Origin of the sequence: Kitasatospora nipponensis (assembly GCF_039528135.1) — a bacterium.
Lineage (GTDB): Bacteria > Actinomycetota > Actinomycetes > Streptomycetales > Streptomycetaceae > Kitasatospora > Kitasatospora nipponensis.
This window is the reverse complement of sequence record NZ_BAAALF010000081.1, coordinates 19646-35276: the sequence shown is the minus strand read 5'-3', so window position 1 is coordinate 35276 and position 15631 is coordinate 19646. Positions and strand designations below refer to the sequence as shown.

The following is a 15631-nucleotide window of genomic DNA, read 5'->3' as shown; positions in this document are numbered from 1 at the left end:
GGACCGGGCCGGCGCCGCGGCCGGCCGCCGCCGCGAGGTGTGCCCGCCGCAGACCGTCGAGCTGCCGCTCGGGGCGCTGGCGCCGACCGCGGTGGCCGAGGCGCTGGCCCGGGTGCATCGCGGGGTGCTGCCGGCCGCCCTGCTGCGGGACGTGCAGCGGGTCGCGGCGGGCAACCCCCGGTACGCGCTGGACCTCGCCCGGGCCGGCTTCCGGCAGGGCGCGGCCGGCTCGCGCCACGTGCCCGCGACGCTGCGCGTGCTGGTCCTCGACCGGCTGGAGGGCCTGAGCCGGGACGAACGCCGGATCCTGCTGCTGGTCGCGCTCGCGGACCGACCCGGTCCGGCCGAACTGCGCTCGGCGCTGCCCGGTCGCGACCCGCTCCGGCTCCTGGACCGCCCGCTGCGCGCGGGCATGGTGGAACTGCTCCACGCGCCGCACGGAGCGCTCGGCGCGGTCGGCCGTGCCGCGGGCGCCGGCGCCACCGGGGTCGGTGTCCGGGGCTCGGTGCGCGGCGGTGGCGCGCCCGGGTCCCCGGGGCTGGACGGCGCCGACACCGCGGACGCCTGGGGAGGTGTCGAGGTGGAGGGCGCCGGCCGGGACCTGCTGGTGCGGTTCCGGGAGGCGGTGGTCGCGGCGGTGCTGCTCGCGGAGGCCTCGCCCGCCGAGTTGGCCGCCGCCCGGGCCACCCTGGCCGCGACCGCCGCCGACCCGGTCGACCGCGCGCGGCTCACCGCCCTGGCCCGGCCCGGTGAGGCCGACCCGGTGACGGGGGCCGCGCTGGCGGCGGCGGCGGACCGCGTCCGGGCGCTCGGGGACCTCGACCAGGCCTGTGACCTGGCGCTGCTGGCGATCGGCCAGGTCCCCGCGGGTGATCGGCTCGCCGAGGCGCGGGCCCTGGTGGCCGGCGCCGAGTCGGCGGTGGACGCCGGGCGCTGGACCCAGGCCGCCACCCTCGCCGCCCGGGTGCTGCCGGCCCGGGTCCCGGCGGCGACGGTGCCGGCTCGGACACCGCTGGCGGTGGACCTGATGGACCCGATGGTCCCGGAGGCCCTGGCGCCCTCGGTGGACCCGGCGCGCCCTGGACCCTTCGGGGTCGACGTCGTGGCGCTGCGGGCCCGGGCCAGGGTGGTGCTGCTCCGCGTGTCGGCGCCCGCGTTCGCCGGCGCGCGCGAACTGATCGCCGCGGGACTGGCGGAGCTTCCCGCGGTGGGCGGGACGGTCGGCGAGGGCCTCGGCTCCCTCCGCCGATCCCGCGCGGACGGCCTGGCCCTCGCCTCGGAGCTGCACGCCCGGTCGGCTGAACAGGCCTTGCAGCAGGGGGACTTGTCGCGGGCCATGGAGGCGGCGCAGGCCGCGCTGACGGCTGCCGGCAGGGTCGCCGAGTGGGCCGCCGCCGGCGCGGGCGAGGACTGCCCCCCGGCGCTGGCGCCGGAGTCCCGCGCGGCCGCCCTCGCGGTGCTCGCCGCGGTTCGGACCGCGGGCGGGGACCGGGTCGAGGCGCACCGTGCCCTGGACCAGGCGGCGGACCTGCTCGACCGTGCGTGGCAGGCGGGCGAGCGCGCTACCGCGCCGGCGGACCGAGGGCGCCGCGAAGTCCGCAGCCAGGGCGGCGGGTTGACCGTCCACGGCGCGGAGCTCGACCGGGCGGCTTCGGCGGTGCGTGCGGTGGCGGCCCCGGTGCCTGACCGGACGGTCGGCTGGCGGCCCGACCGGTGGGATGTCCAGCACCGCCTGCTGGCCGTGGAGTTGGAGGCTGACCGGCCCGAGCGGGTGCTGCGGGAGTTGGCCGGCCGGCTGCCCGGCGGGGACGGTGGCGCTGCCCCGGCGCGCACCGCCGCCTCGTTGGTCCTGCTGACCAGAGCGCGGGCCGCGCTCGGCGAGGCCGCGGCGGCGATGGAATCGGGTGCCTGGCTGGCGGAGCTGCTGGCCCTGCACGGTGAACCGCTCAGCGCTCAGGCGCCGCCGACACCGCTGCGCGATCCGGCCCTCATCGCGCTGGCGACCGCCGAGCTGGTGGGCGGCCGCGCCGAGCGGGCCGGCGAGCTGGCGCGGCGGGCCGTGACCGGCTGCGCGGCGAGCGGTGACCGCCGGCACCAGGTGCAGGCGCTGGCCCTGGTGGGGGAGGCGGGCCTGCTGCTGGCCGACGCGGCCGCCGCGGCCGCGGCCGTCGAGGCGCTGCAGGAGGCCCGCCGGCTGGATCAGGAGGCCGGCCTGTCGGGGCCGGCGACCGTGCGGCGACGGGCGGCGCTGGTGGAGGGGCTGGTGGTGCTGGGCGAGCACGCGGCCGCGGCGCAGGTGCTGCGCGAGGGGCGGGCGGTGGGGTGGGCCTGGGCGGGCGCCGGCGCGGCGGATGCGCAGCCGGCCGGGTCGGTGGGCGCGGCGCTGGACCGGGCGGCCGGGCTGGCCCAGGCCGGGGCGGGCGACGGACGGGGGGCGGCCGCCCTGCTGCGGGCGGCAGCCGGGCGCCTGCGCGCGGCGGGGCTGCCGTTGGAGGTGGCCAGGACGCTGGTGGCGCTGGGATCGGTCGAACGCCGCTCGCGGCACCGCTCGGCGGCCCGGGCCGCGCTCCTGGAAGCCCAGGAGATCTGCGCGGGGCGCCGGGCCGCGCCGCTGCTGGCCCGGGTGGAGCGCGAGCTGGAGCGGCTGGACCAGTCGGTCGGCGTACCGGGTTCGGACGGCGCACTGTTGACGGCCAGTGAGCACCGGATGGCCGGCCTGGCGGCCGACGGAGCGTCCAACCGCGAGGTGGCGGCAGCACTCTTCGTCAGCGTCAAGACGGTCGAGGGGACGCTCTCGCGGGTCTACCGCAAGCTCGGCGTGCGTTCCCGCGCCGCCCTGGCGCGGGCGCTGGCCACCTACGGCTGAGGGCCGGGGGCAGCCGGCGGACACGTGCGGACACGGTGGCGACACAGAAGCAGCAGGGGATTCCTCTCTTTTGACGGTGAATCGACAAACCTAGCGTGGAGTCATTCACTCCTCGGCCCGCAGCCGGCCCCGCTCGGCCCGAGTCGACCCCTCGCCCCAGGAGGACATCCGTGAGGTCCCGCATCAAGCCCATCATCGGACTGCTCGCCGCGCCCCTGCCGATCCTCGCCTTCGCCGTCAACCCGGCCTTCGCCGCCCAGCCCGCCACCCAGTCCCCGACCGCGCTGCGCGGGGACGTGGTGACCGCCGTGGACCACTCGGTCCGGACCGGCGACGTCGCGGCCGGGCAGCGGATATCCGTGGCGGTCAGCCTCGCCCAGCGCGACACGGCGGGTCTGGACACCTTCCTGGCCCAGGTGACCGACCCGCAGTCCGTCTCGTACAAGCACTACCTGACGGTGGACCAGTTCGCGAGCCGCTTCGGGGCGGCACCCGAGACGGTGGCCAAGGTCTCCGCCTACCTGGCCTCGCAGGGCCTCCAGGTCGGCGAGGTCACCGCGAACCGGCTCACCATCGAGGCGAGCGGGACCGCGGCCCAGGTGCAGCGGGCCTTCGGTACCACGTTGGCGACCTACCGGGACGGCAAGGACGGCCACGGCTACTTCGCCAACACCGCGGCGCCGGTGCTGCCGGCCGACATCGCGGCCGTGGTGACGGACGTGGCGGGCCTGAACGACTACGCCGCCTACACCCACCACAGCGTCAAGGCCGCGCCGGACGCCGCCGCCGCCCCGACGGCCAAGCCGAAGGCCCCCACCGGGCTCAACCCGACCCAGGCCCGGTCGGCCTACAACCTCACCTCCACCATCAACGCCGGTTACAACGGGAGCGGGGCGACCGTCGCGCTGCTGGAGTTCTCCGGCTTCAAGCAGTCGAACGTGACGACCTACGACTCCTACTACGGTCTCCACCCGTCGACCCCGGCCGTGGTCAACGCGGGCGGCGGGACCACCGACCTCTCCGGCGAGGACGAGGTCGAGCTGGACATCGAGGTCGTGCAGGCGCTGGCGCCCGGCGCGGCGATCAAGGTCTACGAGGCCCCGAACAGCGACGCCGGGGAGACCGCCGTCTACGCCAAGCTCGTCAGCGACAACGTCCCGGTGATCTCGATCAGCTGGGGCATCGACGAGGCCGGCGAGACCGCGAGCAACCGGGTCGCCGTCGACGCCGACCTCAAGGAGGCGGCGGCGCAGGGGCAGTCGGTCTTCGCCGCCTCCGGTGACAGCGGCTCCGACGATGCCGGCAACGGCGGGACCTCGGTCGACTTCCCGGCGGCCGACCCCTACGTCACGGGTGCGGGCGGTACCACCCTCACCCTGGGCTCCGGCGGTGCGTGGAGCAAGGAGACCGCCTGGAGCGGCAGCGGCGGCGGGGTGTCCTCGTACTTCAGCACCCCGAGCTACCAGAGTGCGGTCAACACCACCGGGCACCGCTCGGTGCCGGACGTGGCGGCCGACGCCAACCCGTCCTCCGGCTGGGCCGTCTACTCCGGGGGCGCCTGGGCGACGTTCGGCGGCACCAGCGCGGCGGCCCCGAACTGGGCGGCCTTCGCGGCGGTCTACAACAGTGAGGCCAAGGCCAAGGGCAAGCCCTCCTTCGGGTTCGCGAACGGCACGATCTACACGTTGGCCTCCTCCAGTTCCTACGGCACGGCCTTCCACGACGTGAAGACGGGCAGCAACGGGGCGTACAGCGCGGGCACCGGCTACGACAAGGTGACCGGTTGGGGTTCCTACAACGGGGCCAACTTCCTCAAGGCCGAGCTGGGCTGACCGAGCTGGGCTGGCCGGGCGGCCCCGCAGGCCGGAGGCGCCCTGGGACGACGAGCAGGAGTCGGGCTGCCGCCCGGCTCCTGCTCGTCCGCGTCGGGGCATCGCGGTGGGACCGGATCCCGGGCCGGCGGCCGGCGCGCAGGCCCTACGCTGGACGGGAGTGGACGGAAAGCGGAGGCAGGGCGATGGCTGGGCAGGACGAGCAGGCGCGGCAGGGCGAGCCGGTGCAGGTGGCGCAGGAGGCCCCGGCGGATCAGCGGCGAGCCGACGCGCACAAAGTGGCGAAGCTCGTCTTCAAGGACCCGCTGAGCCAGCAGACCAGCGACGACACCGACAGCGGATGGGGCGAGTCCGGTGCCGGGCGCGGGCTGGACTGGTACCTGAGCCAGCGGCCGCCGCACCACGGGGACTGAGGCGGCCCACCCGCCCGGCGTGCCGAGCAGGACGGCGAGCCGGTTCGGCGAGAGGGAGTCGAGGGGTGGAGCCTGGGCCGGGATCGGCCCAGGGATGGTGACGGGGACAGTGACGGGGACTGGAGCGGGAACAGGGTCGGGGACGGGGAGCGGCCGGGGGGTCAGGCGCGGCTGACCAGGGCGTCCCGGATCTCGGTCAGCAGCACGACCTCCTTCAGCTCGGACTCGGCCGACACCTCCTCGGGGGTCTTGCGATGGGCCATCAGCCGGCCGACCGGGATGACGATGCCGAAGTAGACGACGGCTGCGGTGATCACGAACTGCAGGGCCGCACTGAGCACCGAGCCCCACAGGATCTGGATGCCCGAGGTGACCTCGCCAGTGGCGCTGACGATGCACGGGCCCTTGATGCACGAGGTGTAGGAGTCCAGGTCCTTGGCGCCGAAAGCGCCGACCAGCGGATTGATGATGCCCTTGACGAAGGCGTTGACGATGTTGGTGAACGCGGCGCCGATGACGACGGCGATCGCGAGGTCGATGACGTTGCCGCGCAGGAGGAATTCCTTGAAGCCTTTCACGCCCCGTGAACGAGGGCTTCCCGGATCGGTTACGGGTGACTTGTTCGGCGTTCGGGTGATCTCGTCGTGATGGGAGAAGAGCGTGGTGAGGGCCTCCTGAGCTGCGCGGGGGGCGGGCTGAAGGTGCTGGGCCGCTCCGGCGGCTCCTGCTGTCGCGCGGATGGGGCTCGACGACCCGGGCCGGCGCCTCAGGACCCGGCGGGGCAGCGGTACGCGGCGCTCTGGGCCGCCGGAGGCCGGCCGTCGCCGGCGGCGGACGGCCCGGTGGAGGCGGACGGGGTGGGGGGAGCGGGATGCGCCGACCCCGCGGCGAGGACGGTCGCGGCGGCGAGCAGGCCCGCCACCACGACCCCGGATCGGTGCCGGACGGCGCGATGCAGGCGGTGTCGTCCGCCACCGCCGCGGCGGATCGGTCGGAACTCCGGCACCACGAGCCGCGCGGGCACGGCCGCGGTGGAGGCGGGCAACGGCGGCCGGGCCCGCTGGGACGGCCGGGCCGGTCGCACGGCGAAGGGCGCCGCCGGCGGTGGCTCTGCCGGCTGGTCGGGCCACGCCCCGGCCACGGCTCCGGGAGCCGGCTCGAGCACCACCCCGCCTCCCGGCTGCGCCGGCGGGTCACTGGGCGGGGCGCCCGGCTCGTGGTCCGGTGTGGCGCGGTGCCCGGAGTCCGGTGCGACGGGCCCAGCCGAGCCGGCGGCTCGGGGAAGGGGAGCGTCGTCCTCGGTTTCGGGGGACCGGCACCGACAGCGGCGCGGGCCGTCCGTGCGAACGGCGGCGGGGGAGGGGAAGGGAGAGGAGGAGCTGTTCGGGGTGGGCAGCAGGGTGAGTGAACTGGTCATGGATCCGGCACCGCCTCGGGGATCGAGGTGACTCTCCGCGGAGCAGGAGATCTGCTCGCCGGATCAGCATCCGTGCCCCTGGCCGGACCGGAAAGTCCCGATCGCGTACCTGTGGACAACCAGGGGGATGTGGATAACTTCGCACCCACACGGCGTAGTGGCACGGCCACGGGCCGGCCCCGCGGTTCCGCCCGGCAAGGGCGCGCGGGCCGGCGGCCGCGCGGGCGGGCATGGCAGAGGCTCCTCGCGGCACCCCACCGGGGTGTCATGAGGAGCCTGAAGCGCAGAGCGGCCGACCCGGGAACGGTCGGCCGACGCCGGGCGTCAGCCCGCCGAGGAGCCGCCGCTCGAGGAGGACGAACCCGAGCTCGAACCCGACGAGCTCGAGGAGCCCGACGAGGAGGACGAGGCCCCCGAGGAGGACGAGCCGGAGCCGGTCGACGACGAGGACGCCGTCGAGGCCGCGGCCGGGCTGCTGGTGCCCGAGGACGACGAGGCGCCCACCGAGCCGGTGGAGGACGAGCGGCTGTCGGTCCGGTAGAACCCGGAGCCCTTGAACACCACGCCCACGGCGGAGAAGACCTTGCGCAGGCGCCCCTGGCATTGCGGGCACACGGTCAGGGCCTCGTCGGTGAACTTCTGCACCGCCTCAAGGCCGCTGCCGCACTCGGTGCACTGGTACTGGTACGTGGGCACTTGTCTTCCTCCTGGCACTCTCGCCTGATGAGTGCTAACGACGGTCCATGATGCGGCATTCCGCGGGATCAGTCCAGCGTCAGCTGTGACAGCGGGTCTCGGGCGAGTCCCGCGAAGGCTCCCGCGACGGCGCCGCAGGCCGGCGGCGAAGCGGTTGCCCGCCCTGGTCGCCTGGCCTGCTTGCCCGGCCTGGTCGCCCGGCCTGGCGGCTCGGCCCGGTCTACGGGGTCGGTCGCCGGGCCCGGGCGCTCGGCCCGACCACCCGGCGTCGCGCGCCCGGCAAGATCCGCATGAGGCCCGAGCCCGAGCCCTAGCCCTCGGACACCCCGGCCAGCCGCTGCACCGGAGCCCCGCTCCTGGCAACGGTACGGCCGCGCGCGCCCGGAGCCACCAGAAGCCGCCGCAACGTGACCAGCGCCACCAGGCCCAGCCCGGCCCCGGCGACCGGCACCAGGAACCCGGTCCACGGCCCGTGCGCGTCGATCAGCTGTCCGGCGACCGTCGAACCGATCGCCAGGCCCAGGCCGATCGCGCCGGTCAGCCAGGTGAACGCCTCGGTCTTGGCGCCGTCCGCGACCAGCGTCTCGACCAGCGTGTACCCGGTGATCAGGGTCGGCGCGATGGCCAGCCCGCAGATCAGACCGGCGACGGCCAGCGAGGTCAGGTCGGGCATCGCCCAGAGCGTGGAGCAGCCCAGCACCAGCAGGGCGTAGCTGGCGAGCATCCGCTGCCGGGCCGAGCGCCGCCAGGCGACCATGCCGTACAGCACTCCGGCCAGCATCGAACCGCCGGCGAAGATCCCGTAGACCGTGCCGCTGACGCCGGCCTGACCGGCGGCCTCGGCCGTGGCGGTGACCGAGACCTGCATGGCGCCGAAGACGGTGCCGACGCCGAGGAACGCGCCGGCCAGCAGCCGCACGCCCGGCGAGGCCAGGGCCGAGGCCGGACGCACGCCGGCCTCCTGCGGGTGGCGGGCGGGGGAGGTGCGGCGCTGGGCGGCGAAGGCCAGCCCGCCGACCAGGGTGAGCGCGGCCTCGGCGACCAGCCCGGCCGCGGGGGCCACGGTGGTCGCGATCGCGCTCGCCAGGACCGGGCCGATGACGAAGGTGAACTCGTCGGTCACCGACTCGAAGGCGAAGGCCGTGTTCAGGTGGGCCGGCGGCTGGTCGGCCAGCTTGGCCACCCAGCGGGCCCGGACCATCGCGCCGATCTGCGGCACGGTGGCGCCGGCCGGTGTGGCGACCAGGAAGAGCGTCCAGACCGGTGCGTGGCCCAGGGCCAGCGCGATCAGCGCGCCGACCGAGACCGCGTGCACCAGCACGCTGGGGACCAGCACCGCGGCCTGTCCGAAGCGGTCGGCCAGCCGGCCGGTCTGCGGCCCGACCAGGGCCTGCGCGACGGCCGAGACGGCCGCGACGGCGCCGGCGGTGCCGTACGAGCCGTGGGTGTCGCGGATCAGCAGGACGATGCCCAGGCTCAGCATGGCGTAGGGCAGGCGCGCCGCGAAGGCGGGCACCAGGAACGTCCACGCACCGGGGGTGCGCAGAAGGGAGCCGTACCCGACGCGGGTGGGTACTGCGGGGCTGTCGACCGTTCGGCGGGCCGTCACGGTCGGTCCTTCCTGCTGCCTGGTAGCGACGTCGGGGAACGGGAAAACCCCGACGGCGCCGAGAGTCGTCCTCTCGCGCGTCGACCGGGGTTGATACCGGGTCCGGCTGGCCGGGTCGTGGAAGCGGGGGCCAGGAGGTGCTGCGGACCGCGGCCGCCGAGCGGTCGCGCCAACTCTGCTTCAGGCAGATGTTGCGGGTGTCTGTCTTTCGTACTGTCTTGTGGTCGTACTCGTACTCGTCGTACTGCTGTACCGACGATAGCTGGCTTCCATACTACGGGCATCGCGCCGACCAGACCTGGCAAGCCAAGGTGAACATCCTGGAAATGCTCAGAGAGATGGGTCACCGCGCGTAGACAACACCATGGCTCTCCGTCGCGAGACGCCTACCTCGGACCGCCGATCCCGACCGCCGCCCCTACCGCCGACCACCGACCGCCGCCGCCGCCGACCGCCGCCGCTACCGCCGCCCGCCGCCGCTACCGCCGCCCGCCGCCGCCACCGCCGCCCGCTACCGCCCGGCGAGCCAGCCGGCCAGCTTGCCGCCCTTGTCGACCGCGCGCAGCCGTCGCTCGGTGGCCTCGCCCACCGCCTCGGTGGCGACCACCAGCAGCTCGTCGCCGGCCCGCAGCACGGTCGCCCCGTCCGGGACGAAGCTGCTGCCGTCGCGCACCACCAGCGTGACGGCGGCCCCCTTGGGCAGCCGCAGCTCGCTGACCTCGACCCCGGAGATGCGCGACCCGGGGGCGAGCGAGACCGAGAGCAGGTGGCCGTGCAGGCGCTCCAGCGGCGCCGACTCGATCCCCAGGTCCTGGCCCAGCGCGCCCTCGGAGATCCGCAGCACCCTGGCCAGCCAGGGCAGCGAGGGGCCCTGCAGCAGGGTGAAGACGACCACCAGCAGGAAGACGATGTTGAAGACGTCCTGGGCGTGCGGCACGCCGGCCACCAGGGGAATGGTGGCCAGCACGATCGGGACCGCCCCGCGCAGCCCGGCCCAGCTCAGCAGGGCCTGCTCGCGCCACGGCAGCCGGAAGGGGGTCAGCGTCAGCAGCACCGACAGCGGGCGGGCCAGCAGCACCAGCACCAGGCCGATGACCAGGGCCGGGACCACCGCCGAGCCCATCGTCGCGGGGGTGCAGAGCAGGCCGAGCAGCACGAACATGCCGATCTGCCCTATCCACGCCAGCCCGTCGGCGAACCCGCGCACGGCCGGTCCGTGCGGCAGCTTGGCGTTGCCGAGCAGCACCGCGCAGATGTAGACGGCCAGGAAGCCGGAGCCGTGCAGCAGCGCGCCGCCCGCGTAGGCCAGCACGGTCAGCGCCAGCACCGCGATCGGGTACAGGCCGCTGGAGGGCAGCGCCACGTGCCGCAGGCCGTAGGCCCCGACCCTGCCGACCGCCAGGCCCACCGCGGCGCCGATCGCCAGTTCGGCCAGGATCGTGCCGACCAGGACGTACCAGGGGTCGAAGGGGCCGGTGGTGGCGAAGGCGACCACCAGGATCACCACGGGTGCGTCGTTGAAGCCGGACTCGGCCTCCAGCAGGCCGCTCAGCCGCGGGGGCAGCGGCACCATCCGCAGCACCGAGAAGACCGCGGCCGCGTCGGTGGACGAGACGACGGCGCCGAGCAGCAGGGACATCCGCCAGTCCAGGCCGACCAGCCAGTGCGCGCCGGCGGCGGTGACGAAGACGCTGATGCCCACGCCGACGGTGGCCAGCACGGTGGCCGCCGGCATCACCGGCCGGATCTCGCGCCAGTTCGTCTTGAGACCGCCCTCGGCGAGGATGACGACCAGCGCCGCGTAGCCGAGCACCTGGGTCAGCTCGGCGTTGTTGAAGGTGACGCCGAGGCCGTCCTGGCCTATCACCACGCCGATGCCCAGGTAGAGCAGCAGGCTCGGCAGTCCCGAGCGGGTGGAGATGCGCACCGCGGCCACCGCGATCAGCAGGATCACGGAGAACTCGAGCAGGAACGTGTTCAGATGGGCGACGGTCAACGCAGGGGCACCTCGGGGTCGCGGGTGTCTCGCCTGCGCGGTGCCCCTGGCGGGGGCGCTGGCAGGCGACGGGCAGGCGGCGCGGGAGGGGTCACCGGGGTAGGAGTGACCTCAGGGTGCCGAGAGGGCTCGGAGATCTGAGGGGTCGTTACCCAGGCTAACATTTTACCTGATCTTTTACTTTTGAGTTTCCGTCACGCCCGTCGCCGGCCCCTCACCCGGCCGCCACCCGGCCCGCACCCGGCTGCGCGAGAGTGCCCAGCTGGGGCCCGCTGCCCCGCCACCCGCCTCAGGCGCGCCCGGTATGGTCCCTCTGTCCCACCGTGAGCGTCCCCCGTGCAACCGCGCCACCCGAGTCGTCCTAATGTGGTGACCGGTCACGGCCGCTCCGCCCATGTGACGTCGCCCTGCTCCCTGTCGCTAGGACCCAGATGCCCCGCTCGAAGAAGTTCCGGCGCGCCCGTCTGATCGTGCTTGTGCTCGCCGTACTCCTGGTGGCCGGCGCGGCGGCGAGCGGATGGTACGCGGTGGACACCGTCCGCTCCTCGTTCCCGCAGCTCAGCGGCACCGTCAAGGTGGCCGGCCTGAGCTCTGCGGTCGACGTCAAGCGGGACGCCAACGGCATCCCGCAGCTGTACGCCGACACCTCCGCGGACCTGTTCAAGGCGCAGGGCTACGTACAGGCGCAGGACCGGTTCTGGGAGATGGACGTCCGACGGCACATCACCTCGGGCCGGCTCTCCGAGATGTTCGGCGCCGGCCAGGTCGACACCGACGCCTTCCTGCGCACCATGGGCTGGCACGACGTGGCGCAGCAGGAGTGGGACAAGCAGCTCTCGCCGGAGACCAAGAAGTACCTGCAGGCCTACTCCGACGGCGTCAACGCCTGGCTCGCCGAGCACCCCGGCGGCAAGAGCGCCTCGCTGGAGTACGCCCTGCTGGGGACCGTCAACGGGGACTACAAGCCGGAGCAGTGGACGCCGGTCGACTCGATCGCCTGGCTGAAGGCGATGGCCTGGAACCTCTCGGGGAACCTGCAGGAGGAGATCGACCGCTCGCTGCTGAGCCAGAGCTTCAGCCCGGACCAGATCGCCCAGCTGTACCCGGACTACCCGTACGACCGCAACGGCACCATCGTGCAGACCACCGGCACGATGACCACCGACGGCACGTACAAGCCGCCGCCCGCGGCCGTGAACCAGAGCGGCGCGACCGGCCAGTCGGCCGGCACCCAGCAGGGCGCGGCGGTCACCAAGGCGCTGCAGAACGTCTCCGACCAGGTCGCCGCGCTGCCGCAGCTGCTCGGCCCGCAGGGCCAGGGCATCGGCTCCAACTCATGGGTGGTCTCCGGTGACCACACCACCACCGGCAAGCCGCTGATGGCCAACGACCCGCACCTGGGCCCGGGCATGCCCTCCGTCTGGTACCAGATGGGCCTGCACTGCCGGACGGTCAACGCGAACTGCCAGTTCGACACCACGGGCTTCACCTTCGCCGGCATGCCGGGCGTGGTGATCGGTCACAACCAGAACATCTCCTGGGGCTTCACCAACCTGGGCGCGGACGTCACCGACCTCTACCTGGAGAAGGTCACCGGCCCCAACACCTACCTGGTCGACAACAAGGACCGGCAGTTCGTCACCCGCCAGGAGACCATCAAGGTGGCCGGCGGCAGCGACCGCGTGATCACCGTGCGGACCACCGACAACGGTCCGCTGATCTCCGACCAGAGCACCGAGCAGCAGCAGGTGGGCACCTACGCACCGGTCGGCAACGCCGCCCCGGACCGCGGCACCAGCGGCTACGGCATCGCCCTCAAGTGGACCGCGCTCGACCCGGGCCGGACCATGGACGCGGTCTTCGAGCTCGACCGGGCCGCCAACTGGAACGACTTCCGCGCCGCGGCCAACGACTTCGCGGTGCCGGCGCAGAACCTGATCTACGCCGACACCAAGAACAACATCGGCTACCAGGCGCCCGGCGAGATCCCGGTGCGCGGCAAGGGCGACGGCACCTACCCGGCCCCCGGCTGGGACTCCGCCTACGACTGGAAGCCCGACTACCTGCCCTTCAAGAGCCTGCCCTACGTCTACAACCCGCCCACCGGCTACATCGTCACGGCGAACCAGGCCGTGGCCGACCCGAGCTACAAGCCGCTGCTCACCAAGGACTGGGAGTACGGCACCCGGGCCAAGGAGATCACCGACCAGATCGGCGCCAAGCTGCGCAACGGCGGCAAGATCTCGCCCGACGACATGCAGTCGATGCAGCTGGACAACACCAGCGTGATGGCCAGGACCCTGGTCCCGATGCTGGTCAAGGTGCCGATCGGCGACCCGTACGTGCGTCAGGCCCAGGACCTGCTCAAGGACTGGAACTACAACCAGGACGCCGACTCCGCCGCCGCCGCGTACTACAACGGCGTCTGGCGCCAGTTGCTGATCCTCTCCTTCGGGCAGAAGTTCCCCGCCTCGCTGCGCGCCAAGGGCGACTGCCTGCTGGTCCAGCAGAAGGCGGACGCCAACCAGCCGGCCGGCTCGCTCGGCGGCGAGACGAAGATCGTCACCCAGTGCGGCGCCCGGGCGGCCAACCAGGCGCAGCCCGACGGCGGGGACCGCTGGATGGAGGTGGTCCGCCAGCAGCTGGCCAACCCGACCAGCCCGTGGTGGGACTACATCGACTCCAACCACGTGCAGCAGCACGGCCTGGACAACCTGCTGAAGGAGGCGATGAAGGACGCCCGCCAGGACCTCACCGCCCAGCTCGGCAAGGACATCTCCACCTGGAGCTGGGGCCGGCTGCACACCCTGGACCTCAAGGAGCAGACGCTCGGCGTCGACGACTCCTCGATCGCCTCGGGCCTGGTGCACCGGCTGCTCAACCGCGGCCCTTACCAGCTCTCCGGCGGCTCGGCGGCGGTCAACGCCTCCGGCTGGACGGCGGCGTCGGGCTACCAGGTCGACTGGATCCCCTCGATGCGCATGGTGGTCGACCTGAGCGACTTCAACGCCTCGCGGTGGATCAACGTGGGCGGCGAGTCCGGGCACGCCTTCCACGCCAACTACAACGACCAGACCGACCTCTGGAGCCAGGGCAAGCTGCTGACCTGGGCCTACTCCGGCGACGCGGTGGACAAGGCGACGAAGAACCGGCTCACGCTCACGCCGTAGCGGCGGACGGGCCCGCAGCGGGGTCCGCGAAGTGGTGCACGCCGGCCGGGGTGACGGCGGCGTGCACCGGCCGGTCGTGCGGCTCGGCCGGCACCCGCTCCAGCAGCTCGCTCTCGTAGAGCAGCGTGGCCAGCAGCGGGCCGGGGTGGCCGGCGTGCCCGGTCAGCTCGTCCAGCCTTGCCAGCACGCGGTCGTAACTGCCGCCGCCGCGTCCCAGCCGCAGGCCGCGGCGGTCCACCGCGAGGCCCGGCAGCAGCACCAGCGCGGCCGTGCCGATCGCGGCCGGACCCAACCGCGGCGCGGTCGGCTCCAGCAGCCCGCGCCCGGCCGGGGCGAGGTGCCCGGCGCCCTGGTAGGGCGCCCAGTCGAGGTCGTTGTCGGGCAGCAGCACGGGCAGCAGCACCCGCAGCCCGCGCGCGGCGAGCAGGTCGAGCAGCGGCCGGGTGCCCGGCTCGGCGCCGACCGAGACGTACGCGGCCACCACGCCGCCCGCGGGGACCAGTGGCAGGGCCCGCTCGGCCAGCGCGGCGGCGGCCGCCGCCCGCCGTTCGGGGGACAGCGCACGGCGCTCGGCCAGCAGGTGTGACCTCAGCGCGGCCTTGTCGTTGTACAAGGGATGGTCGGGCACGGTCGGCTCCTCGGTCGGCGGCTGCTCGCCCCCGATCCTGCCGCACCGGCCACCCCGTACCCGGCTCCGGCCGCGGTCCCTGCTCCTGCTCCTGACGATCCGTGCGCCCCGTCCGGTCGACGGCGCTCGCGTTCCCCGGAAGGCGGTCCGATGCCCACCTCCCTCCTGGTGCAGGCGCTCGCCCTGCTCGGCGCGCCGCTCGCCGGCCTCACCGGCGTGCTCGGGCTGCGGTTGCGCCGCGCGGCCACCCTCGGCGCGGACCGTGAGGCCGGGCTGCGCGAGCGGGTGGCCGAGCTGGAGGAGCGCTGCGCGGAGCTGGCCCGGGTCGCGGCGCACGACCCGCTGACCGGTGTGTGGAACCACCGCCACCTCCAGCTCACCCTGGAGCGCGAGGTCGAGCGCTGCCGCCGGCGGGCCCCCGAGGCGGCGGCCGGCGCCCGCGGCGGCCCGGCGGCACCGCGCTCGGTGGCGGTGGTCCTGCTGGAGATCGAGGGCTTCGAGGCGGTCAACGCCGAGCACGGCCGCGGCCGCGGCCAGGCGATGCTGCGCGACCTGGCCCAGCGGCTGAGCCTGGAGGTCCGCCGCACCGACACCCTGGGCCGGTACGGCGGCACCGAGTTCCTGGTGGTGCTGCCCGACACCGGGGCCGCCGGGGCCGCGAAGGTCGCCGAGCGGCTCTGCTGGACGGTGCGCCGCCACCGGCTGCTCGACTGGAGCCCGGACCCCTGGGCGGCCGACCCCGCCCCCCCGCTCGGCAACGGCCTGAGCGCGGCCGCGGGCGTCGCGGTGCTGCCCGGCGACGGGACCCACGCGGTGCCGCTGCTGCGCGCGGCGGACCGTGCGCTGGCCCTCGCCAAACGGCCGCAGCCCCCCCTTGTGGGGCGAGGTAATCTATCGGCCTGTGCTGGTCCGGGCCCTGCGGCCCTGCCCGGTACCGCCGCTAATCGCGCCGCCGTGGCTGTCGCCGGCGAGGGTCGTCCGTAGCTGATGGACCTCGCCCCAGT

10 protein-coding genes are annotated in these 15631 nt (G+C 74.4%); 5 read left to right on the top strand and 5 right to left on the bottom strand.

Annotated elements, in window-relative coordinates; translation table 11 throughout:
• The 3 genes from ABD323_RS21950 to ABD323_RS21940 all read left to right on the top strand — a co-directional run.
• Nucleotides 1–2866 (top strand): helix-turn-helix transcriptional regulator (locus tag ABD323_RS21950; RefSeq protein WP_344443559.1); only part of this gene is annotated, 2866 nt, incomplete at its 5' end.
• Between the two features lie 170 nt (nucleotides 2867–3036).
• Complete coding sequence (locus tag ABD323_RS21945) at nucleotides 3037–4698, top strand: S53 family peptidase (RefSeq protein WP_344443558.1); 1662 nt, start codon at nucleotides 3037–3039, stop codon at nucleotides 4696–4698.
• A gap of 185 nt (nucleotides 4699–4883) precedes the next feature.
• Nucleotides 4884–5111, top strand: coding sequence for a hypothetical protein (locus ABD323_RS21940; protein WP_344443556.1), 228 nt, complete (start codon nucleotides 4884–4886; stop codon nucleotides 5109–5111).
• A gap of 161 nt (nucleotides 5112–5272) precedes the next feature.
• Here the strand turns inward: ABD323_RS21940 and mscL are convergent, their stop codons facing one another.
• The 4 genes from mscL to ABD323_RS21920 all read right to left on the bottom strand — a co-directional run bounded on the left by mscL (nucleotide 5273) and on the right by ABD323_RS21920 (nucleotide 10829).
• Nucleotides 5273–5689: a large conductance mechanosensitive channel protein MscL gene (gene mscL / locus ABD323_RS21935; RefSeq protein ID WP_344443555.1), complete on the bottom strand. Its 417-nt coding sequence runs from the start codon at nucleotides 5687–5689 to the stop codon at nucleotides 5273–5275.
• Between the two features lie 1163 nt (nucleotides 5690–6852).
• Nucleotides 6853–7224 (bottom strand): FmdB family zinc ribbon protein, encoded by a 372-nt coding sequence (locus tag ABD323_RS21930; RefSeq protein ID WP_344443554.1) that lies wholly within the window; start codon nucleotides 7222–7224, stop codon nucleotides 6853–6855.
• A gap of 310 nt (nucleotides 7225–7534) precedes the next feature.
• The gene (locus ABD323_RS21925) at nucleotides 7535–8833 is read right to left on the bottom strand and encodes an MFS transporter (RefSeq protein ID WP_344443552.1); all 1299 of its coding nucleotides are present in this window, start codon (nucleotides 8831–8833) and stop codon (nucleotides 7535–7537) included.
• Between the two features lie 511 nt (nucleotides 8834–9344).
• On the bottom strand, nucleotides 9345–10829 hold the full coding sequence (locus ABD323_RS21920; protein WP_344443551.1) for a potassium/proton antiporter: 1485 nt from the start codon (nucleotides 10827–10829) through the stop codon (nucleotides 9345–9347).
• 431 nt (nucleotides 10830–11260) lie between these two features.
• Between ABD323_RS21920 and ABD323_RS21915 the strand changes: the two genes are divergently transcribed.
• Complete coding sequence (locus tag ABD323_RS21915; RefSeq protein WP_344443550.1) at nucleotides 11261–13999, top strand: penicillin acylase family protein; 2739 nt, start codon at nucleotides 11261–11263, stop codon at nucleotides 13997–13999.
• Here ABD323_RS21915 and ABD323_RS21910 read toward each other — a convergent pair.
• Nucleotides 13989–14627 (bottom strand): 5-formyltetrahydrofolate cyclo-ligase, encoded by a 639-nt coding sequence (locus tag ABD323_RS21910; RefSeq protein ID WP_344443549.1) that lies wholly within the window; start codon nucleotides 14625–14627, stop codon nucleotides 13989–13991. The two genes, ABD323_RS21915 and ABD323_RS21910, sit on opposite strands and share 11 nt — an antisense overlap.
• 150 nt (nucleotides 14628–14777) lie before the next feature.
• On the opposite strand from ABD323_RS21910, the gene ABD323_RS21905 reads away from it, so the two are divergent.
• Nucleotides 14778–15611, top strand: a complete 834-nt coding sequence (locus ABD323_RS21905; RefSeq protein WP_344443548.1) for a GGDEF domain-containing protein — start codon at nucleotides 14778–14780, stop codon at nucleotides 15609–15611.
• Nucleotides 15612–15631: the final 20 nt, after the last annotated feature.